Below are 19,528 nucleotides of genomic sequence, written 5' to 3'. Positions count from 1 at the left end.
CGGTTGGTGTCGATGGTTGTCGGTTGCTGCGTCCCCGCATGGTAACGATGTGCGCGGGCGCCAAGTGCTGCGGAGTCCGCTACATGATCGGAAGAGTCTCGCAGGGCGGGACGAAACCAGGACGACCGGGCCGGTCTGGGCACGTACCCTTTTCTGTTGTGTCGAACGCCAATGAAGACAGCCCCAGTGCCCTGACCCAGGTGCAGCACCGCGCAGTCAGCGAACTGCTGCGGGTGTCACCGGTCGCCGACGACCTCGCCCGCCGTTTCCAGGATGCAGGATTCAGTCTCGCCCTGGTCGGCGGCTCGGTCCGGGATGCACTCCTGGGCAGGCTCGGGAACGACCTGGACTTCACGACCGACGCCCGCCCCGAGGCGGTGCTGAAGATCGTCCGTCCGTGGGCAGACTCGGTATGGGAGGTCGGGATCGCCTTCGGCACGGTGGGCGCCCAGAAGGACGGCTACCAGATCGAGGTGACGACATACAGGTCGGAGGCGTACGACAGGACCTCGCGCAAGCCCGAGGTGTCCTACGGCGACTCCATCGAGGAAGATCTCGTCCGTCGTGACTTCACGGTCAACGCGATGGCCGTCGCACTTCCGCAGAAGGACTTCATCGACCCTCATGGCGGTCTTGAGGATCTGGCCGAGCGTGTACTGCGTACTCCCGGCACACCCGAGGAGTCCTTCTCGGACGATCCGCTGCGCATGCTGCGCGCTGCTCGCTTCGCGGCGCAGCTGGACTTCGACGTCGCCCCCGATGTGGTCACGGCGATGACGGAAATGGCAGAGCGTATCGAGATCGTCTCCGCCGAGCGGGTCCGGGAGGAGTTCAACAAGCTGCTTCTCTCCGCCCACCCCCGCAAGGGGCTGGCGCTGCTGGTCGGCACGGGACTGGCACAGCAGGTGCTGCCCGAGCTCCCCGCCCTTCGCCTGGAGAGTGATGAGCATCACCGTCACAAGGACGTCTACGAGCACTCGCTGACCGTCCTGGAACAGGCGATCGACCTGGAGGAGAACGGTCCCGATCTGGTTCTGCGTCTGGCCGCCCTCCTCCATGACATCGGTAAGCCGAGGACACGGCGCTTCGAGAAGGACGGGCGCGTCTCCTTCCATCACCACGAAGTGGTGGGCGCCAAGATGGTCAAGAAGCGGATGACCGAGCTCAAGTACTCCAACGACATGGTCAAGGACGTCTCGAAGCTCGTGGAACTTCATCTGCGTTTCCACGGCTACGGCGACGGAGAGTGGACCGACTCCGCGGTGCGCCGGTACGTACGTGACGCGGGCCCCCTGCTGGAGCGGCTGCACAAGCTGACCCGATCGGACTGCACCACGCGCAACAAGCGCAAGGCCGCTGCCCTCTCGCGGACCTATGACGGGCTCGAGGAGCGCATCGCTCAGCTCCAGGAGAAGGAGGCGTTGGACGCCATCCGCCCCGACCTGGACGGCAACGAGATCATGAAGACCTTGGGGATCGGGCCTGGTCCGGTGATCGGCAAGGCGTACGCCTTCCTGCTGGAGCTGCGACTGGAGCATGGGCCCATGGAGCATGACGTGGCGGTCGGGAAGCTCAAGCAATGGTGGGCCGGGCAGAGCTGAGACCAGTGGCGGTGCAGCCAGTGGTCGTGCGGCGGCTGTGCTCATGTTTCACGTGAAACATGAGCACGAACACGACCGGGGGCCCGGCATGACGAGGGGCGCTGTTTCACGTGAAACAGCGCCCCTCGTCATGCCGGGAACGCCGGTGCTGTGACGAGAAGGGTTCACCGGCTCGCGATGCCCGGCATGGCGCCTGTCCACGTTGTGGCCTCACCTGAGTGCGTCCGGCACGAGGACGATCCTCCGTCGTGCGGCGTACGGCACCGGCCCCGCGAGCATCCCCGTAAGCCTTCCGTGGCCGTAGGGCTAGAGCGGCCTCTCGGCTCGGCTCCAGCGGAAGAGCATCACGGCGGCGAACGCATAGAGAACGGCCACGCCGGTCACCAGTACGACCGACCGCCCATCAGGAGGCAGCATCAGGGCGGAGACTGCGGCGGCGCCCACGAAAGCCACATTGAACAGCACGTCGTAGAGGGAGAAGACCCGGCCGCGGAAGGTGTCGTCCACCGAGGTCTGCACCACCGTGTCCGTCGCGATCTTCGCCCCCTGCGTGACGAGTCCGAGCACGAACGCCGCCGCGAATATCGGTGCGGGAACGAACCACAGCCCCAGTGCGGGTTCGAGGACGGCCGCCGTCGCCGCGCATACGGCCATCCAACGGAACCGGCCGAGCCGCCCCACCGTCCAAGGCGTCACCACGGCCGCCGCGAAGAATCCCGCTCCGGAGATCCCCACTGCCAGCCCGAGGAGGGCCAGGCCCTCGGATTCGCTGTCGGACCAGGCGTACCGGCTCAACATCAGCACCATCACGGTGAGCGCCCCGTAGCAGAAGCGGAGCACGGTCATGGCGGCCAGCGCCCGGGTGGCTTGCCTCCGCTCCGCCAGATGGCGCAGCCCGTCCGCAAGACCCCGGGCGGTGATGGCCAGCGCCTTCCCCAGCCGGATGCGGCGCCCGTCCTGGTCCGGGCCCAGGAGCCCGGTGGCAAGGCTCAACGAGACCAGTGCCGAAGCGAGATAGAGCACGGCGCCCAGCAACACCACCGCCGCATCGGAATCGGCGAGCACCAGCCGCACGATGAAGGCGAGCCCGCCGCCGGCTGTGGCGGCGAGCGTGCCCGCGGTCGGTGAGAGTGAATTCGCGAGCACCAGCCGGTCCCTGTCGACGACTCGCGGCAGTGCGGCCGAGAGTCCGGCCAGCACGAAACGGTTGACCGCGGTGACACACAGCGCCGAGGTGTAGAAGAGCCAGTCGGGTGCGGAGCCGAGGATCAGGAGTGCCGTGCAGCAGGCGAGTGCGGCGCGCAGCAGATTGCCGTACAGGAAGACCTGGCGTCGTGGCCAGCGATCCAGCAGGACGCCGGCGAACGGGCCGATGAGCGAGTAGGGCAGCAGCAGCACGGCCATCGCGGAGGCGATGGCCCCCGCCGATGCCTGTTTCTCCGGGGAGAAGACGACATGCGCCGCCAGCGCCACCTGGTAGACGCCGTCGGCCGACTGGGAAAGAAGTCGTACGGCGAGCAGACGACGGAAGTTCCGAAGGCGCAGAAGTACGCGCAGATCACCTACGACGGGCATGTGATCAAGGGTCACATACGTTGAGGGTCCCCGGGCGGATTACCCGGGGACCCTCAACGATGCGGAAAGGGACGAGCGTTGCCGCTCATCAGCGATCCGCGCCGACGCACCGTGTCCGGTCGCGTCAGTTGGAGACCTCGCCCCTGATGAACTTCTCGACGTTCTCGCGGGCCTCGTCGTCGAAGTACTGGACCGGCGGGGACTTCATGAAGTACGAGGATGCGGAGAGGATCGGGCCACCGATGCCGCGGTCCTTGGCGATCTTCGCGGCGCGGACGGCGTCGATGATGACACCTGCGGAGTTCGGGGAGTCCCAGACCTCCAGCTTGTACTCCAGGTTCAGCGGAACGTCACCGAAGGCGCGGCCCTCAAGGCGCACATACGCCCACTTGCGGTCGTCCAGCCAGGCCACGTAGTCCGACGGGCCGATGTGGACGTTGTCCGCACCGAGCTCGCGGTCGCGGATCTGGGAGGTGACGGCCTGCGTCTTGGAAATCTTCTTCGACTCCAGGCGCTCACGCTCGAGCATGTTCTTGAAGTCCATGTTGCCGCCGACGTTCAGCTGCATCGTGCGGTCCAGGATGACGCCCCGGTCCTCGAAGAGCTTCGCCATCACGCGGTGCGTGATGGTGGCACCGACCTGCGACTTGATGTCGTCGCCGACGATCGGGACACCGGCCTCGGTGAACTTGTCCGCCCACTCCTTGGTACCGGCGATGAAGACCGGGAGAGCGTTGACGAACGCGACCTTGGCGTCGATGGCGCACTGGGCGTAGAACTTCGCGGCGACCTCGGACCCGACCGGCAGGTAGCAGACGAGAACGTCGACCTTGCGGTCCTTGAGGACCTGGACGACGTCGACCGGGGCCTCGGCCGACTCCTCGATGGTCTGGCGGTAGTACTTGCCCAGGCCGTCGTGGGTGTGGCCACGCTGGACGGTGACGCCGGCGTTCGGCACGTCGCAGAGCTTGATGGTGTTGTTCTCGCTGGCGCCGATGGCGTCCGCGAGGTCGAGTCCGACCTTCTTCGCGTCGACGTCGAAGGCGGCGACGAACTCGACGTCCCGCACGTGGTAGTCGCCGAACTGGACGTGCATCAGACCGGGCACCTTGCCGGCCGGATCGGCGTCCTTGTAGTACTCGACGCCCTGGACCAGCGAGGCGGCGCAGTTGCCCACGCCGACGATGGCTACGCGAACCGAACCCATTCCGGTTGCTCCCTGTGTGTAATGGATGTTCCCGATGAGGCCCCGCGATTCAGCGGGGACCTCACTTTGAGGTGTCGTCGGACGGATCCGGCGGGGTGTCACCCCGGTGCCGGGGCAGGCCGTCCGTCTCTCCTGCTGTGTTCTGCTGAGCTTCGCTCCCGGGCGAGGATCGTCGCTGATCCCGTCCCGACCGCTCGCTCTCGATGAGCTCGTTCAGCCAGCGCACTTCGCGCTCCACGGATTCCATGCCGTGTCGCTGCAGCTCAAGCGTGTAGTCGTCGAGGCGCTCGCGCGTGCGGGCCAGAGAGGCCCGCATCTTCTCCAGGCGCTCCTCCAGTCGGCTGCGCCGGCCTTCCAGCACCCGCATCCGCACCTCGTGCTCCGTCTGACCGAAGAAGGCGAAACGAGCCGCGAAGTGCTCGTCCTCCCAGGAATCGGGGCCAGTGTGCGAGAGCAGCTCCTCGAAGTGCTCCTTACCTTCTGCCGTCAGCCGGTAGACGATCTTGGCGCGGCGCCCGGCCAGTGAGGAGGCGGGGGCGACCGAGCGGCCGGCGGCGGGCGGAAGATCGGCCGGGGCGCTGCCCGGCTCCTCGATCAACCAGCCGTTGGCGACCAGCGTCTTGAGGCAGGGGTAGAGGGTGCCGTAGCTGAAGGCGCGAAAGATCCCCAACGAAGTGTTGAGGCGTTTGCGCAGCTCGTACCCGTGCATCGGAGATTCGCGGAGCAGACCGAGAACGGCGAATTCGAGGATGCCGGAGCGTCTGCTCAAGTTCGCCTCCTCCTTCTCCGCGCTTCACCGAGTGCTCCTGCGGAGCCCTGTGCCGAGTCGATGTACCGAGCTGATGTATCGACTCGATACATCACGACGATAGATCGGTCGTCGCTCTGCGACAAGAGCGGTCATCGTGAACGGCGTCACATCGTGAATTCGTAGGCACCGACTTGCGCTGTTTGAGGTGAAGTTCGGCCCTAGGGGGGTTTTGGCCGTGCGTAGTCTGTCCGGCATGCAGACCACCGGGAACCGCGAGACGCGCATACGCGTCGGTTTTCGCGGACTAGCCGGATGCACTGTGGACGAGCCCGTCGCAGGGCTGGTCCGTAATTCGGGGGACCGGATCTCAACTGCCGCTTCCAGGCGCTCTCGCCTGCCCGAGGAGTAGTCGTTCCATGAGCGAGCACCGTCGCAAAACGCCGCAACCGCAAGGTGGGGGGCGTGCAGCGGCCAGACGAGCCGCCCAGCAGTCCTCAGGACGCCGCGCCGCTCCGTCACGCGGAGTAACATCAGGATCACCTTCCGGTGCGGATGGCGGTGACAGTCCGTACGGCGGGCGCGCGGCGGCCAGACGGGCCGCCCAGCGCGGCGGCGGGAGCCGTGGCGGCGGCGGTGGCCGTCGTCGTGGTGGCGGCGACGGTGGACACGAGGGCCCGGGCAGGGGACGTGGCCGGGGTGGCCAGGGTCCTGTCAAGAAGCGCTTCATCGACTACCCGCGCGCCGGGAAGTACGGCTTTTGGCGCTGGGTCCCGTCGTGGAAGCTGGTCTCCGGTCTCTGTGTCGGCTTCCTCGGCCTGATCATGGGCCTTGCCGGTCTCGCGTACGCGATGGTGACCACGCCCGACGTGAAGGCCACCGCGAAGGCGCAGAACAACGTCTACTTCTGGGACGACGGCTCGCAGATGGTCGCCACGGGCGGTGAGGTCAACCGTCAGATCATCGGCTACGACCAGATCCCCGAAGCCATGCGGAACGCGGTCATCTCGGCGGAGAACAAGTCCTTCGACCATGACAGCGGCATCGACCCGATGGGCATCGCCCGCGCCCTGTACAACATGGCCAGTGGTGGCGAGACCCAGGGCGGCTCCACGATCACCCAGCAGTACGTGAAGAACTCGTACCTGTCTCAGGAGCAGACCCTGAGCCGGAAGTTCCAGGAACTCTTCATCACGCTCAAAGTCACCAACACGATGGACAAGAAGGACATCATCCGTGACTACCTCAACATCTCGTACTACGGGCGAGGCGCGTCCGGTCTCCAGGCCGCGGCCCGCACGTACTACGGCAAGGACGCCAAGGATCTGAACCCGAGCGAGTGCGCCTTCCTGGCCACGCTGCTCAAGGGAGCCAGCTACTACGACCCGGCGGGCGCCCCCGAGGTCGATGAAGTGCAGGCCACCAAGGCGAAGAACACCGAACGGGCCAAGAAGCGCTGGAAGTGGATCCTCGACGAAGAGGTGAAGGACAACCGCCTCTCGGCGACGGAGCGCGCCAAGTACACCGAGTTCCCGATGCCCAGGTCGCCGAAGAAGAACGCCCAGCTGGGCGGTCAGACCGGCTACCTGGTCGACCTCGCCAAGAAGTACTTCCTCAACAACAACGACCAGGGCGTCACGGCGATAAAGCTCGCCCAGGGCGGCTACGAGATCCACACCACCTTCAACAAGAAGAAGGTCAAGGAGCTCGACGCCGCGGTCCAGAAGGTCTACGACAACAAGATCAAACCGAAGCAGCGCCCCGAGACGGACACCCACGTCCAGTTCGGCGGGGGTTCGGTGGATCCCAAGACCGGTGCCATCGTGGCGATCTACGGTGGTCAGGACGCGACCAAGCACTACACCAACAACGCCGACCCCACCGGTGCGCAGGTCGGCTCGACCTTCAAGCCGTTCGTGCTGGCGGCGGCGATGGAGTACGGCAGGCTCGACCCTTCGCTCCCTGCGGACCAGGCCGACTCCCAGCGTGAGAAGGTCTCGCCGCTGAGCATCTACAACGGCGACGACAAGCTGAAGATCAAGAGATACAACGGCGAGATCTGGACGGACGAGAACGGCAAGGAGTGGCTGCAGACCAACGACGGCGGGAAGTCGGAGGGCAACATCACCCTCCGTGAGGCGATGCAGGTGTCCGCCAACTCCCCCTACGTACAGCTCGGCATGGACGTCGGCACCGACAAGGTGAAGGACGTCGCCATGGCCGCGGGGCTCAAGGACGACACCAACATGGCGAATTCGAATGTGCCGTCGTTCTCCATCGGTACGTCCTCGCCCAGTGCGATCCGCATGGCCGGTGCGTACGCGACCTTCGCCGACAGCGGTATGCAGCGCGAGCCCTACTCGGTCTCCGAGGTGAAGCACGAGGGCGAGGTCATCTATCGGCACAAGGGCGTTCCCAAGCGCGCCTTCGAACCGAACATCGCCGACAACGTCACCGACGTCCTGAAGAACGTCGTCGAGCACGGAACCGGCACCCCCGCGCAGCTCCCCGGCCGCGACGTGGCCGGCAAGACGGGTACGACGGACGGCAACAGGTCCGCCTGGTTCGTCGGCTACACCCCGCAGCTGTCGACGGCCATCAGCATGTACCGGCTGGACGACGACGAGAAGAACACCCACCGCGAGTTCGAGAAGATGTTCGGTACGGGTGGTGAGGCGAAGATCCACGGTGCCTCGTTCCCGGCCCAGATCTGGCACGACTACATGGCGGGCGCGCTGCAGGGTCAGCCGGTCCTGACCTTCCCGGAGCCGACGCCGATCGGTGAGACGGTCTACGGCGGCGGCGCGCAGAGCCCCGAGCCGACGCCCACGATGGAGACCTCGCCGACGCCGACCGCGCCGGTGTCCGAGTCGCCCTCGACGCCCCCGCCCACGCCCGACCCCGACCCCAGCGAGACCTGCAGCGTATGGGACCGGAGCTGCCAGAACAGCAACGGCGGAGCCAACGCCGGTGCGGGGAACGGAGGAGACGGCGGCGGCCCCATTCCCGACCCGTCGACATCCGCCACGTCACCGGGCGGCGGTAACGGGAACGGCAATGGGAACGGCAATGGGAACGGGAACGGTGGAATCTTCGGAGGTCCGGCCGGTTAGCGGCCCCCCGGCCGGTTAGACAGGCGATCCGGCCGACCGGATTCCGGTCGAGGGCCGTCGCACCACACGGTGCGGCGGCCCTCGACGTTTCCACAGCCCCGTACGGCAGGATGAGCGGCATGCCAAGCCCAGAAGACACGAGTGTGGACCGGACACGGCCCGTTGTGCGGCCCACGCACCAGGACGAGATCGCCGAGGCCGGCAGCGAGCTGATCGGCGGGCGGTCGGGGCGCTGGACACGGCTCGGTACCACGGCACTCACGCCCGTGGGCGTCATCGCGCTGGTGGCTGTCGGGATGTTCGCGCTCGGCATGGTGCAGAAGCTGCCCTGCTACAACTGGGCCTGGTTCAGGGGCGCAGGTTCGCAGTACACGCACGCCTGTTACTCGGACATTCCGCATCTCTACGTCGCACGCGGCTTCTCCGACGGCCTCGTCCCGTACTTCGACCGGCTGGCCGGCGACATGCAGTACCTGGAGTACCCCGTTCTGACGGGCCTGTTCATGCAGATCGCGTCCTGGCTGACGCCGGGCGGAGACGTGCAGCACCGTGAGCAGATGTACTGGATGGTCAACGCCGGCATGCTGATGATCTGCGCTGTGATCATCGCCGTCTGTGTCGCCCGTACCCATCGCCGCCGCCCCTGGGACGGGCTGCTGGTGGCCCTCGCGCCCGCCTTCGCACTCACTGCGACGATCAACTGGGATCTGCTGGCCGTCGCGCTGACGGCCGCGGCGATGCTCATGTGGTCCCGGGGACGGGCGCTGGCGTTCGGCATCCTCGTCGGGCTGGCCACGGCCGCCAAGCTCTATCCCTTGTTCCTGCTGGGGCCCCTCCTCGTCCTGTGCTGGCGGGCGGGCAAGTGGCGGGAGTTCGGCCTGGCGACGCTCGGGGCGGCAGGCTCCTGGCTGGTGGTGAACCTGCCGGTGATGATCTTCGCGCCCGAGGGCTGGAGCAAGTTCTACACGTTCAGCGAAAAACGGGGCATCGACTTCGGCTCCTTCTGGCTGATCATCACCCAGCGCACCGGCATGTCCATCGAGACATCGACGGTCAACCACGTCTCCGAGCTGCTGATGGTCCTGCTGTGCGCGGGCATCGCCGCACTGACGCTGACGGCTCCGCGCAGGCCGCGCTTCGCGCAGCTCGTCTTTCTCGTCGTCGCCGCGTTCATCCTCGTCAACAAGGTCTATTCGCCGCAGTACGTGCTGTGGCTGATTCCCCTGGCCGTCCTGGCCAGGCCGCGCTGGCGCGACTTCCTGATCTGGCAGGCGTGCGAGGTCATGTACTTCCTGGGCATCTGGATGTACCTCGCGTACACGACGAGCGGGGACAAGCACCAGGGGCTGCCCACGGAGGGGTATCAGCTGGCGATCGCCCTGCACCTGCTGGGCACGCTGTACCTCTGCGCCGTGGTCGTACGGGACATCCTGGTGCCCGAGCGGGACGTCGTACGGCGCGACGGGTCGGACGATCCGTCCGGCGGGGTGCTCGACGGATCCGCGGACGTATTCGTGCTGAGGCGGGCGGCGCGTCCGCCGCTGCACGACCAGCCCGCCGTCGAAGGGCCGCGGGTGGACTGGGGTACGGGGCACGGCCCCACCGCCGACTGATCCGGATCTCTCCGGGGACGGAGCCCCCGGAGAGATTCCTGGGAGCCCTCCTAGCGGTCGACCAGGCGGTCGAACTGGGTGGTCGTGTGGCGCAGATGGGCCACCAGCTCGTCACCGACCTTCGGCTCCTGAGCGTCCGAGGGAACGAACAGGATCGACACCTGCATGTGCGGCGGTTCGGCGAACCAGCGCTGCTTGCCCGCCCAGACGAACGGGGACAGGTTGCGGTTGACCGTGGCCAGACCCGCGCGGGCGACGCCCTTGGCGCGCGGCATCACCCCGTGCAGGGCCTTCGGGGCCTCCAGGCCCACACCGTGCGACGTACCGCCCGCGACGACCACCAGCCAGCCGTCCGAGGCGGCCTTCTGCTGGCGATAGCCGAAGCGGTCCCCCTTGACGACAGGTGTGACGTCCAGAACGGCGCCCCGGTACTCCGTCGCCTCGTGGTCGCCGAGCCACAGCCGGGTACCGATGCGGGCGCGGAAGCGGGTCTGCGGGAACTGCTGCTGCAGCCGGCCCAGCTCCTCGGCGCGCAGATGGCTGACGAACATGGTGTGCAGGGGCAGCCTGGCGGCGCGGAGCCGGTCCATCCAGGCGATCACTTCCTCGACCGCGTCCGAGCCGTCCGTGCGGTCCAGCGGCAGGTGCAGGGCGAAACCTTCGAGGCGTACGTCCTCGATGGCGGCGTGCAGCAGCCCGAGCTCCTCCTCCTTGACGCCGTGGCGCTTCATCGAGCTCATGCACTCGATGACGACCCGCGCGCCCACCAGCGCGTGCACTCCGTCCACGGAGGAGACAGACCGGATGACACGGTCGGGCAGCGGCACCGGCTCCTCGCCCCGGCGGAACGGGGTGAGGACCAGCAGATCGCCGCTGAACCAGTCCTTGATGCGGGCCGCCTCGTAGGTGGTGCCGACGGCGAGCATGTCGGAGCCGAAGCGGATGGCCTCGTCGGCGAGCCGCTCGTGACCGAAACCGTATCCGTTGCCCTTGCAGACCGGGACGAGGCCGGGGAACTGGTCGAGGACGGATTTCTGGTGCGCCCGCCAGCGCGCGGTGTCGACGTAGAGGGAGAGCGCCATGGCCGGTCCGGAACCCTTCTGGTGGCTGCGGTGGATCAGAGGTGTACGGGGCTTTGAGGGGTGTCTGTCGGGTCGAAGTCCCCATTGAAACGAATGAAGCCGGTTTCGTCAGCGGGACGACGCGTATCAGCGACGCGACATGTAGATGTCGAGCGCCTTGTGCAGCAGCTTGTTGAGCGGGAAGTCCCACTCGCCGAGGTACTCGGCGGCCTGACCACCGGTGCCCACCTTGAACTGGATCAGACCGAAGAGGTGGTCGGTCTCGTCCAGCGAGTCGGAGATGCCGCGCAGGTCGTAGACGGTGGCTCCCATGGCGTACGCGTCGCGCAGCATCCGCCACTGCATCGCGTTCGAGGGCCGGACCTCGCGCTTGTGGTTGGCGGACGCGCCGTACGAGTACCAGACGTGGCCGCCGACGATCAGCATGGTCGCGGCCGCGACGTTCTCGCCCTCGTGCCGGGCGAAGTACAGCCGCATCCGGTTGGGGTCCTCGTTGTTGAGGGCGGTCCACATGCGCTGGAAGTAGCCCAGCGGCCGCGGCCGGAAGTGGTCGCGCTCCGCCGTGATCTCGTACAGCCGCTGCCACTCGGCGAGTTCCTCGTAGCCGCCCTGCACGACCTCGACGCCGGCCTTCTCGGCCTTCTTGATGTTGCGCCGCCACAGCTGGTTGAAGCCCTTGTGGACATCTTCGAGCGACCGGTTCGCCAGCGGTACCTGGAAGATGTAGCGCGGCTGCACGTCACCGAACCCGGCGCCGCCGTCCTCGCCCTGCTGCCAGCCCATCTTCCTCAGCCGGTCCGCGACCTCGAAGGCACGCGGTTCGATGTGGGTGGCCTCTACATCGCGCAGCCGCTTCACGTCCGGGTCCTGGATACCCGACTTGATGGCGGCCGCGTCCCAGCGGCGGATGATGACCGGCGGGCCCATCTTCACGGAGAAGGCGCCCTGCTGCTTGAGGTGCGTCAGCATCGGCTGCAGCCAGTCGTCCAGGTTCGGGGCGTACCAGTTGATGACCGGGCCCTCGGGCAGGTAGGCGAGATACCGTTTGATCTTGGGCAGCTGCCGGTAGAGCACCAGGCCGACTCCGACGAGTTGTCCGTTCTTGTCGAACCAGCCCAGGCTCTCAGAGCGCCACTCGGCTTTCACATCTGCCCATGCCGGGACCTGCATGTGACTCGCCGCGGGCAGATTCTGGATGTAAGCCAGATGCTGCTCTCGGCTGATGGTCCTCAGGGTCAGGCTCATGCGGGGCGCTCCTCGGCAGGTGTGTCCCCATCGGTCAGGGGCTCCGGCTCTCGCGCCGAAGCCTACTGCGACCGGGGAGCGCCCCGTCTGGCCCTGTGCGACCTTGCCGGTTCGTCCCGTCGGGACCCGGGTGGCGGGGCCCCCGCACGAGGAACGGCGCCAGGTCCCCACGAGGGCCCTGGCACCGACTTGCGTGTCCAGATATGTCCGACTGTGTGTGGTTGTGTCTTTCTTGAATCAGCCCACTATGCCGCCGAAGAGGCCACCGTGAGCCATGCCCAGGAAGAACCCGATGGCGGAGGCACCCATGCCGATGATCAGCGGGAACCTCTCGCGCGTGGTCGCCGACACGTACTGCCCGTACGCGGCGGTGAGGATTCCGATCAGCCCGGCCCACGAACTGATCAGGTGCAGGTTGTGGAACATCGCCGTCACGAAGGCGAGCGCACCGAGCACCAGGGTCACCGCGACCAGGGTCTCCTGGAGCGGATGCTTCCTGCCGTCCGTGGCAAGAAGAGAGACGCGGGGACGGGGTCGAACTGCCTGTGCCATGGAGTACCTCCTGGCCGAAAGGCGGCGTCTTGTGGCACCGCTCACATCCGATGTGTCCAGATTGCGTCTCCTGGGCACCGGATTTCAACCGGAAGCGGGTGTGCGGGTAGTCTGTAACGTCTGCACCGGTGTCTGCCCAGGCCAGCACTGCGGCCCCCTCCAGGAGGAGGGCGTTGTCAGTGGTGGCTGTTCTACTCGGAGACACTGTTGCTCACGCATCACGACCCTCCTGCCACGGAACGACCGTGGCCGCTGAGTCCAAAGGAGGTGGGTTCCACATGCGTCACTACGAGGTGATGGTCATCCTCGACCCCGATCTCGAGGAGCGCGCTGTCTCCCCGCTGATCGAGAACTTCCTCTCCGTCGTCCGTGAGGGCAACGGAAAGGTCGAGAAGGTCGACACCTGGGGCCGTCGTCGTCTCGCTTACGAGATCAAGAAGAAGCCCGAGGGCATCTACTCGGTCATCGACCTGCAGGCCGAGCCTGCGGTCGTCAAGGAGCTCGACCGCCAGATGAACCTGAACGAGTCGGTCCTCCGGACCAAGGTCCTCCGTCCCGAGATCCACTGAGCATCTAGCTCAGTGGTCATCGGGTTCGAGTAGCAGCAAGCAGCCAGAAGCAATCCCCGCCGAGAGGTTCACCCATGGCAGGCGAGACCGTCATCACGGTCGTCGGCAATCTCGTCGACGACCCCGAGCTGCGCTTCACCCCGTCCGGTGCGGCGGTCGCGAAGTTCCGTGTCGCGTCCACTCCCCGCATCTTCGACCGGCAGACCAATGAGTGGAAGGACGGCGAAGGCCTGTTCCTCACCTGCTCGGTCTGGCGGCAGGCGGCGGAGAACGTCGCCGAGTCGCTCCAGCGAGGCATGCGCGTTGTCGTGCAGGGCCGGCTGAAGCAGCGGTCGTACGAAGACCGCGAGGGCGTCAAGCGCACGGTCTACGAGCTGGACGTCGAGGAAGTCGGCCCCAGCCTCAAGAACGCCACGGCCAAGGTCACCAAGACCACCGGTCGCGGTGGTCAGGGCGGCCAGGGTGGATACGGCGGTGGCCAGCAGGGCGGAGGCGGCTGGGGCGGCGGTCCCAGCGGCGGTGGCCAGCAGGGTGGTGGCGGCGCTCCCGCCGACGACCCGTGGGCCACGAGCGCGCCGGCCGGCGGCCAGCAGGGCGGGGGCCAGCAAGGAGGCGGTTGGGGCGGAAGCTCCGGCGGCTCCGGCGGCGGCTACTCGGACGAGCCTCCCTTCTAGGGCAGCTCGTACCCCCACTTCTTGATCACACAGGAGAAACACCATGGCGAAGCCGCCTGTGCGCAAGCCTAAGAAGAAGGTCTGCGCGTTCTGCAAGGACAAGACCCAGTACGTGGACTACAAGGACACGAACATGCTGCGGAAGTTCATTTCCGACCGCGGCAAGATTCGTGCCCGCCGCGTGACCGGCAACTGCACGCAGCACCAGCGTGACGTCGCCACGGCAGTCAAGAACAGCCGTGAGATGGCGCTGCTGCCCTACACGTCCACCGCGCGATAAGGGAAGGGTGACCGAAACATGAAGATCATCCTCACCCACGAGGTCTCCGGCCTCGGCGCTGCGGGCGACGTCGTCGACGTCAAGGACGGGTACGCCCGTAACTACCTGGTTCCGCGTGGCTTTGCCATCCGCTGGACCAAGGGTGGAGAGAAGGACGTGGCGCAGATCCGCCGCGCCCGCAAGATCCACGAGATCGCCACGATCGAGCAGGCCAACGAGGTCAAGACGAAGCTTGAGGCCGTCAAGGTCCGCCTGGCCGTTCGCTCCGGCGAAGCCGGCCGTCTCTTCGGCTCCGTGACCCCGGCCGACATCGCCTCGGCGATCAAGGCTGCCGGTGGCCCCGACGTCGACAAGCGTCGCGTCGAGCTCGGCTCGCCGATCAAGACGCTCGGCGGACACCAGGTGTCCGTGCGTCTGCACCCCGAGGTCGCTGCGAACCTCGGCATCGAGGTTGTTGCTGCCTAAGGGCACAGCTCACCAGAGCAGGTGAAGGGCCGTACCCCTCGGGGTACGGCCCTTCACTGTTCGGCTTCGTTGATCCGTCTCTCCGCTCTTTCACGGTTCTGTAGTCCGGTCTTCCCCGGCTCTGCAGTTCGGCGGTTCGGCGGTTTCACGTGAAACGGGGGTGCCGCTCGGCGGTGCTCAACGGGAGGCGCCGGTGACGATCCACTTGCCCGACCGAGTGCGCAGCCAGAGCGTCGCCATGCGGACGGCCATCATCAGCGCCATCGCCCACCACAAGGCAGTCAGGCCGCCGAAGGTGGGCACCATCAGGGCGACCGGGGCGAAGACGGCCAGAGTCACGAGCATGGCCCAGGCCAGATACCGACCGTCTCCGGCGCCCATCAGCACACCGTCCAGGACGAAGACCACGCCGGCGATCGGCTGGGACAGCGCCACCACCAGCAGCGCCGGGAACAGGGTGTCCTGAACGGACTGGTCATCCGTGAACAGGGGCACGAACAGCGGTCGGGCAAGGACGATCAGCGCCCCGAGCACCACTCCGGAAACGATGCCCCACTGCACCATGCGGCGGCATGCCTCACGTGCGCCCTCGGCGTCGTCGGCTCCCAGATATCGACCGATGATGGCTTGCCCTGCGATGGCGATGGCGTCGAGCGCGAAGGCCATCAGGCTCCAGAGCGAGAGAATGATCTGGTGCGCGGCGATCTCGGTGTCGCCGAGGCGGGCAGCCACCGCCGTGGCGATCATCAGGACGGCACGGAGCGACAGCGTACGGACGAGCAGTGGAACGCCGGCCTGGGCGCTGGCCCTGATGCCCGCGGCATCAGGACGCAGTGAGGCCCCATGCCGGCGTGCCCCCCGGACCACCACGACCAGATAGGCGGCGGCCATGGAAACCTGGGCGATCACTGTTCCCCAGGCCGATCCTGCGATGCCGAGCCCGGCACCGTAGACGAGTCCCGCGTTGAGGGCTCCGTTGGCCGCGAAGCCTCCGATGGCGACATAGAGCGGGGTTCTGGTGTCCTGCAGGCCACGGAGTACGCCGGTCGCGGCCATCACCACGAGCATGGCGGGGATACCGAGGCTGGAGATCCTTAGATACGTGATCGCGTAAGGGGCGGCGGTGTCGGAGGCGCCGAAGGCGTCCACGAGCCACGGGGCCGTGGGAAGCGCGACGGCGATGACACCGGTGCCGAGCAGAAGAGCCAGCCAGACTCCGTCCATGCCCTGTCGGATCGCGGAAGCCGGATCGCCTGCTCCGACCCGACGCGCCACCGCCGCGGTGGTGGCATACGCGAGAAAGACAAAGACGCTGACGGCGGTCGTCAGCAGTGCCGCGGCGACGGCCAGACCGGCCAGCTGCGGTGTGCCCAGATGACCGACGATGGCGCTGTCGACCATCACGAAGAGGGGCTCGGCGACGAGTGCACCGAAGGCAGGGACGGCGAGCGAGATGATCTCGCGGTCGTGCCGTCGACGACTGGGCGGCGAGGTTGCCGGGGCCTGGGTCATAGGGGCCAATCTAATCTTCCACAGGTAATGGATGCAATGCGCTAGCAATCCTTACATTTGCTGGCGGGCGAGGTTCTGCTGCGTGCTGTTTGTCGTGATCTTGGGTTGAGTTGAAAAGTTTTTCTCCCCCACAGCCCGTGGATGGAGAAAGGCCAGGTCAGGGGGTTGGTCGGGAGGGTGCTATGAGTTTGTCCACAGTGCTGTCCCCCGCTCCGTGCACAGGTTCTGCGGAGTTCTCCACAGCATCTGGTCCGTCGTCCACATGCCCTGTGGATAACCAGATTGGCTGACGGTGCATGGCGGCCTACCGTGGTCCGGCGCCCGCAGCCCGTTCCGGCCCTGGAACCCCGCAGAACTCGATGCGCCGGAACCGGAGTCGGGCGTCTTGTTTGTCGGTGCTGTGCCGTAAGAAAGAGTGGCACGGCGAGGTCCGCGGAGCGGACGGGAGGAGGTGGCCCGGTGAGCATTCCCGAGCCTTTGGACGACCCCTGGGCCGAGACCGGTCCCAGTGATCGTCTGCCCGTCACCCGCCAGCGCCGAGGTGAAGGCCGGGACCGCGGCGAGCAGCACGAACGCGGCAGGGAACGCGGTGGGTGGGAGGACGGCCCCCCCGGCTTCGAGCGGGTCCCGCCCCAGGACCTCGATGCCGAGCAGTCGGTCCTCGGCGGCATGCTCCTGTCCAAGGACGCCATCGCCGACGTCGTGGAGATCATCAAGGGGCACGACTTCTACCGCCCCGCGCACGAGACCGTCTACCAGGCGATCCTCGATCTCTATGCCAAGGGCGAGCCGGCCGACCCGATCACGGTGGCGGCCGAGCTGGTCAAGCGCGGTGAGATCACCAAGGTGGGCGGGGCCCCGTATCTGCACACCCTCGTCCAGTCGGTGCCGACCGCCGCCAACGCCTCGTACTACGCGGAGATCGTTCACGAACGGGCGGTCCTGAGGCGGCTCGTCGAGGCCGGGACGAAGATCACGCAGATGGGATACGCGGCCGACGGCGATGTCGACGACATCGTGAACTCCGCGCAGGCCGAGATCTACGCCGTCACCGAGCAGCGCACGAGCGAGGACTATCTTCCGCTCGGCGACATCATGGAAGGCGCTCTCGACGAGATCGAGGCGATCGGTTCGCGCAGCGGCGAGATGACCGGGGTTCCGACCGGCTTCACCGACCTCGATGCCCTGACGAACGGACTGCACCCGGGCCAGATGGTCGTCATCGCGGCTCGTCCGGCCATGGGTAAGTCCACGCTGGCGCTGGACTTCGCTCGGGCCTGTTCGATCAAGAGCAACCTGCCCAGCGTGATCTTCTCCCTTGAGATGGGGCGCAACGAGATCGCCATGCGACTGCTCTCGGCCGAGGCCCGGGTGGCGCTCCATCACATGCGGTCCGGCACCATGACCGACGAGGACTGGACCCGGCTGGCCCGCCGAATGCCGGACGTCTCGGCCGCTCCCCTGTACATCGACGACTCCCCGAACCTCTCCATGATGGAGATCCGGGCGAAGTGCCGTCGTCTCAAACAGCGCAACGACCTCAAGCTCGTGGTGATCGACTATCTCCAGCTGATGCAGTCCGGTGGGTCGAAGCGCGCAGAGAGCCGTCAACAGGAGGTCTCGGACATGTCCCGAAACCTCAAGCTGCTCGCGAAGGAGTTGCAGCTCCCGGTGATCGCGCTCTCCCAGCTGAACCGTGGTCCCGAGCAGCGCACGGACAAGAAGCCCATGGTCTCCGACCTGCGTGAATCCGGATCCATCGAGCAGGACGCCGACATGGTGATCCTGCTGCACCGCGAGGACGCGTACGAGAAGGAGTCCCCCCGGGCAGGCGAGGCGGACCTGATCGTGGCCAAGCACCGTAACGGCCCGACGGCGACGATCACCGTGGCCTTCCAGGGCCACTACTCGCGCTTCGTGGACATGGCACAGACCTGAGCGGTCTCGTCGGGTCTCGGATTTCGCGGCACAATCTCATCTCCGATGGCCCATCGATGGCACTTGTGCCGTCGATGTGAGACTCGTCGGTCGGGGCGTTCGCCCTTTCGGGTGGGTGGTTCCAGCTCGTACCGCGCGTTGAAGTTCCGCTGACACCCTTGGCCGCACGGGCCATCGCCCGTGGGACTGGGGGACGTGATGGACGGTGTCGCCGCAACGGTGAGTGTCCGTCGGGGGCGTGGTCCTCTGGTGGAGGACCGAGACTGGGGCACGGCGTCTTTAGAGCTTCTGCAGTCGGCACATCCATGGCGGACGTTCCGCTGGTACGGGGGCTATGCCCCTGCCGCGCGGCCGCCCCGGACCGGGACCGTACGGGCCGGCGGGTCACCCGGCTGCACGCGGAACCGGGAGGTCAGTTCCCGACCCGTGCCGGCCAGCACCCACTGCCGGTTCACGACCCGGCCACCGACCTCGAACTCGTTCCGCAGGACGGGAAGTTCGAGCATGCGGGTAAACCACTCCGCCGCACGCTCCGCGAGGAATTCGGGCGTTCCAGAACTCTTGATCACCGTTTCCGGGTTCTGCTCCAGCGTGTACAGCTGATCACGGAATTCGCCTCCGACGAGACGGGAGCCGGTGAAGAACGCGCCCACGGTGAGCATGTGTGTTTCCGGATCGGAATCGGGATCGCAGAGCTCCAGGGTGACCAGGAGTTCGGTGCGGTTCTCGAAGACCGCGAAGCTCGCGAAAGTGTCGTCGGGATCGCAGGACCACGCGCCGGATTCCGCCCGCTCACGGAGAGCGGCGAGAAAGCGAAGCCCCACCTCGGTGGCCTCCAGCTCCGCGTCGGGCTCGAACCAGACGGGGCCGGGGGTGTCGTGCTCGTTCATCACGCTGCTGCCTCGCACGGCCCCGGAACGGGGCCGTGAATGAAGTGACCTGACAAGGGCCCGGCCTCCGCGGTCCAAGAGAACCGCGGAGGCCAGGTTATCGGCTGGTGCGTTACCGGGAACTACCGGTGTGCGTCACCACAGGCTGTTGAAGAAATCGCCTGCGTTACTGCCGAGAGGGCTCCCGGCGATGCCGCCGACCACGCCTCCGCCCGCGGTTCCGGCGCCCGGGTGATCGATCCGATCGCCGCACCGGCCGCCGCGCCCACCTCCGCTCCCACCCAGGCCGCCGGCCAGGGTGGAGCCGACCGGGACGGCCGCCTCGCCCTTCTGGCCGTCCGGCGCGCTCCGGACCTCGTGAACGGCGACGCCGACGCCGAGTGCGAGGAGCCCGCGGCCGCCCCACGACCAGCCGACGATCCGGCGGGAGAAGGTGTCCATGACGCATGCGACGTAGACGGTGG

17 protein-coding genes are annotated in these 19,528 nt (G+C 66.9%); 8 read left to right on the top strand and 9 right to left on the bottom strand.

Features of this window, described 5'->3' with window-relative positions; all coding sequences use genetic code 11:
- The first annotated feature begins 158 nt into the window (after window positions 1-158).
- A complete protein-coding gene (locus tag ACIRP2_RS17770; protein WP_404251216.1) occupies window positions 159-1,601 on the top strand; it encodes a CCA tRNA nucleotidyltransferase in 1,443 nt (480 codons plus the stop codon).
- Window positions 1,602-1,907: 306 nt separating this feature from the next.
- Here ACIRP2_RS17770 and ACIRP2_RS17765 read toward each other — a convergent pair whose 3' ends face one another.
- From ACIRP2_RS17765 to ACIRP2_RS17755, 3 genes are all read right to left on the bottom strand, one after another.
- The gene (locus ACIRP2_RS17765) at window positions 1,908-3,176 is read right to left on the bottom strand and encodes an MFS transporter (RefSeq protein WP_404251214.1); all 1,269 of its coding nucleotides are present in this window, start codon (window positions 3,174-3,176) and stop codon (window positions 1,908-1,910) included.
- 124 nt (window positions 3,177-3,300) lie between these two features.
- Window positions 3,301-4,383, bottom strand: a complete 1,083-nt coding sequence (locus ACIRP2_RS17760; RefSeq protein ID WP_351072308.1) for an inositol-3-phosphate synthase — start codon at window positions 4,381-4,383, stop codon at window positions 3,301-3,303.
- 61 nt (window positions 4,384-4,444) lie between these two features.
- Complete coding sequence (locus ACIRP2_RS17755; RefSeq protein WP_376286810.1) at window positions 4,445-5,152, bottom strand: helix-turn-helix transcriptional regulator; 708 nt, start codon at window positions 5,150-5,152, stop codon at window positions 4,445-4,447.
- Window positions 5,153-5,550: 398 nt separating this feature from the next.
- Here ACIRP2_RS17755 and ACIRP2_RS17750 point away from each other — a divergent pair, with 398 nt between their 5' ends.
- Both ACIRP2_RS17750 and ACIRP2_RS17745 read left to right on the top strand, forming a co-directional pair.
- On the top strand, window positions 5,551-8,244 hold the full coding sequence (locus ACIRP2_RS17750; protein ID WP_404251211.1) for a transglycosylase domain-containing protein: 2,694 nt from the start codon (window positions 5,551-5,553) through the stop codon (window positions 8,242-8,244).
- A 119-nt stretch (window positions 8,245-8,363) separates the two neighbouring features.
- On the top strand, window positions 8,364-9,857 hold the full coding sequence (locus ACIRP2_RS17745) for a glycosyltransferase family 87 protein (RefSeq protein WP_404251209.1): 1,494 nt from the start codon (window positions 8,364-8,366) through the stop codon (window positions 9,855-9,857).
- 50 nt (window positions 9,858-9,907) lie between these two features.
- Here the strand turns inward: ACIRP2_RS17745 and ACIRP2_RS17740 are convergent, their stop codons facing one another.
- The 3 genes from ACIRP2_RS17740 to ACIRP2_RS17730 form a co-directional block, all read right to left on the bottom strand.
- Window positions 9,908-10,939, bottom strand: coding sequence for an alanine racemase (locus tag ACIRP2_RS17740; RefSeq protein ID WP_404251207.1), 1,032 nt, complete (start codon window positions 10,937-10,939; stop codon window positions 9,908-9,910).
- 126 nt (window positions 10,940-11,065) lie between these two features.
- Window positions 11,066-12,184, bottom strand: coding sequence for a lipid II:glycine glycyltransferase FemX (locus ACIRP2_RS17735; RefSeq protein WP_404251205.1), 1,119 nt, complete (start codon window positions 12,182-12,184; stop codon window positions 11,066-11,068).
- A gap of 237 nt (window positions 12,185-12,421) precedes the next feature.
- Entirely contained in the window at window positions 12,422-12,736 is a 315-nt protein-coding gene (locus ACIRP2_RS17730) for a hypothetical protein (protein WP_404251203.1), read from the bottom strand.
- Between the two features lie 278 nt (window positions 12,737-13,014).
- Between ACIRP2_RS17730 and rpsF the strand changes: the two genes are divergently transcribed.
- The 4 genes from rpsF to rplI all read left to right on the top strand — a co-directional run bounded on the left by rpsF (window position 13,015) and on the right by rplI (window position 14,724).
- Window positions 13,015-13,305 (top strand): 30S ribosomal protein S6, encoded by a 291-nt coding sequence (gene rpsF, locus ACIRP2_RS17725; RefSeq protein ID WP_015609864.1) that lies wholly within the window; start codon window positions 13,015-13,017, stop codon window positions 13,303-13,305.
- Between the two features lie 74 nt (window positions 13,306-13,379).
- Window positions 13,380-13,979 carry a single-stranded DNA-binding protein gene (locus tag ACIRP2_RS17720; RefSeq protein WP_404251201.1) on the top strand — a complete coding sequence of 200 codons (600 nt, stop codon included), beginning with the start codon at window positions 13,380-13,382 and terminating at the stop codon, window positions 13,977-13,979.
- Between the two features lie 43 nt (window positions 13,980-14,022).
- Complete coding sequence (gene rpsR / locus ACIRP2_RS17715; protein WP_003967857.1) at window positions 14,023-14,259, top strand: 30S ribosomal protein S18; 237 nt, start codon at window positions 14,023-14,025, stop codon at window positions 14,257-14,259.
- Window positions 14,260-14,277: 18 nt separating this feature from the next.
- Window positions 14,278-14,724, top strand: a complete 447-nt coding sequence (rplI, locus tag ACIRP2_RS17710) for a 50S ribosomal protein L9 (protein ID WP_351076346.1) — start codon at window positions 14,278-14,280, stop codon at window positions 14,722-14,724.
- 177 nt (window positions 14,725-14,901) lie between these two features.
- Here rplI and ACIRP2_RS17705 read toward each other — a convergent pair whose 3' ends face one another.
- Window positions 14,902-16,236, bottom strand: coding sequence for an MATE family efflux transporter (locus ACIRP2_RS17705; RefSeq protein WP_404251199.1), 1,335 nt, complete (start codon window positions 16,234-16,236; stop codon window positions 14,902-14,904).
- 477 nt (window positions 16,237-16,713) lie between these two features.
- Here ACIRP2_RS17705 and dnaB point away from each other — a divergent pair, with 477 nt between their 5' ends.
- Entirely contained in the window at window positions 16,714-18,174 is a 1,461-nt protein-coding gene (dnaB, locus tag ACIRP2_RS17700; protein ID WP_404251928.1) for a replicative DNA helicase, read from the top strand.
- Between the two features lie 332 nt (window positions 18,175-18,506).
- On the opposite strand, the gene ACIRP2_RS17695 is transcribed toward dnaB, so the two are convergent.
- Both ACIRP2_RS17695 and ACIRP2_RS17690 read right to left on the bottom strand, forming a co-directional pair.
- The gene (locus ACIRP2_RS17695) at window positions 18,507-19,064 is read right to left on the bottom strand and encodes a hypothetical protein (RefSeq protein ID WP_404251197.1); all 558 of its coding nucleotides are present in this window, start codon (window positions 19,062-19,064) and stop codon (window positions 18,507-18,509) included.
- A 135-nt stretch (window positions 19,065-19,199) separates the two neighbouring features.
- Entirely contained in the window at window positions 19,200-19,505 is a 306-nt protein-coding gene (locus ACIRP2_RS17690) for a hypothetical protein (RefSeq protein WP_404251195.1), read from the bottom strand.
- Between the last annotated feature and the right edge of the window lie 23 nt (window positions 19,506-19,528).

Source organism: Streptomyces sp. NPDC101194 (genome assembly GCF_044767885.1).
Classification (GTDB): domain Bacteria; phylum Actinomycetota; class Actinomycetes; order Streptomycetales; family Streptomycetaceae; genus Streptomyces.
This window is presented reverse-complemented; position numbering and strand designations above follow the sequence as displayed.

Bases quoted from the DNA above. Each gene is read 5' to 3' on its own strand.
- ACIRP2_RS17765 (WP_404251214.1), bottom strand. From the start codon at position 3,176: ATGCCCGTCGTAGGTGATCTGCGCGTACTTCTGCGCCTTCGGAACTTC.
- ACIRP2_RS17760 (WP_351072308.1), bottom strand. From the start codon at position 4,383: ATGGGTTCGGTTCGCGTAGCCATCGTCGGCGTGGGCAACTGCGCCGCC.
- ACIRP2_RS17750 (WP_404251211.1), top strand. From the start codon at position 5,551: ATGAGCGAGCACCGTCGCAAAACGCCGCAACCGCAAGGTGGGGGGCGT.
- ACIRP2_RS17745 (WP_404251209.1), top strand. From the start codon at position 8,364: ATGCCAAGCCCAGAAGACACGAGTGTGGACCGGACACGGCCCGTTGTG.
- ACIRP2_RS17740 (WP_404251207.1), bottom strand. From the start codon at position 10,939: ATGGCGCTCTCCCTCTACGTCGACACCGCGCGCTGGCGGGCGCACCAG.
- ACIRP2_RS17735 (WP_404251205.1), bottom strand. From the start codon at position 12,184: ATGAGCCTGACCCTGAGGACCATCAGCCGAGAGCAGCATCTGGCTTAC.
- ACIRP2_RS17730 (WP_404251203.1), bottom strand. From the start codon at position 12,736: ATGGCACAGGCAGTTCGACCCCGTCCCCGCGTCTCTCTTCTTGCCACG.
- rpsF (WP_015609864.1), top strand. From the start codon at position 13,015: ATGCGTCACTACGAGGTGATGGTCATCCTCGACCCCGATCTCGAGGAG.
- ACIRP2_RS17720 (WP_404251201.1), top strand. From the start codon at position 13,380: ATGGCAGGCGAGACCGTCATCACGGTCGTCGGCAATCTCGTCGACGAC.
- rpsR (WP_003967857.1), top strand. From the start codon at position 14,023: ATGGCGAAGCCGCCTGTGCGCAAGCCTAAGAAGAAGGTCTGCGCGTTC.
- rplI (WP_351076346.1), top strand. From the start codon at position 14,278: ATGAAGATCATCCTCACCCACGAGGTCTCCGGCCTCGGCGCTGCGGGC.
- ACIRP2_RS17705 (WP_404251199.1), bottom strand. From the start codon at position 16,236: ATGACCCAGGCCCCGGCAACCTCGCCGCCCAGTCGTCGACGGCACGAC.
- ACIRP2_RS17695 (WP_404251197.1), bottom strand. From the start codon at position 19,064: ATGAACGAGCACGACACCCCCGGCCCCGTCTGGTTCGAGCCCGACGCG.
- ACIRP2_RS17690 (WP_404251195.1), bottom strand. From the start codon at position 19,505: ATGGACACCTTCTCCCGCCGGATCGTCGGCTGGTCGTGGGGCGGCCGC.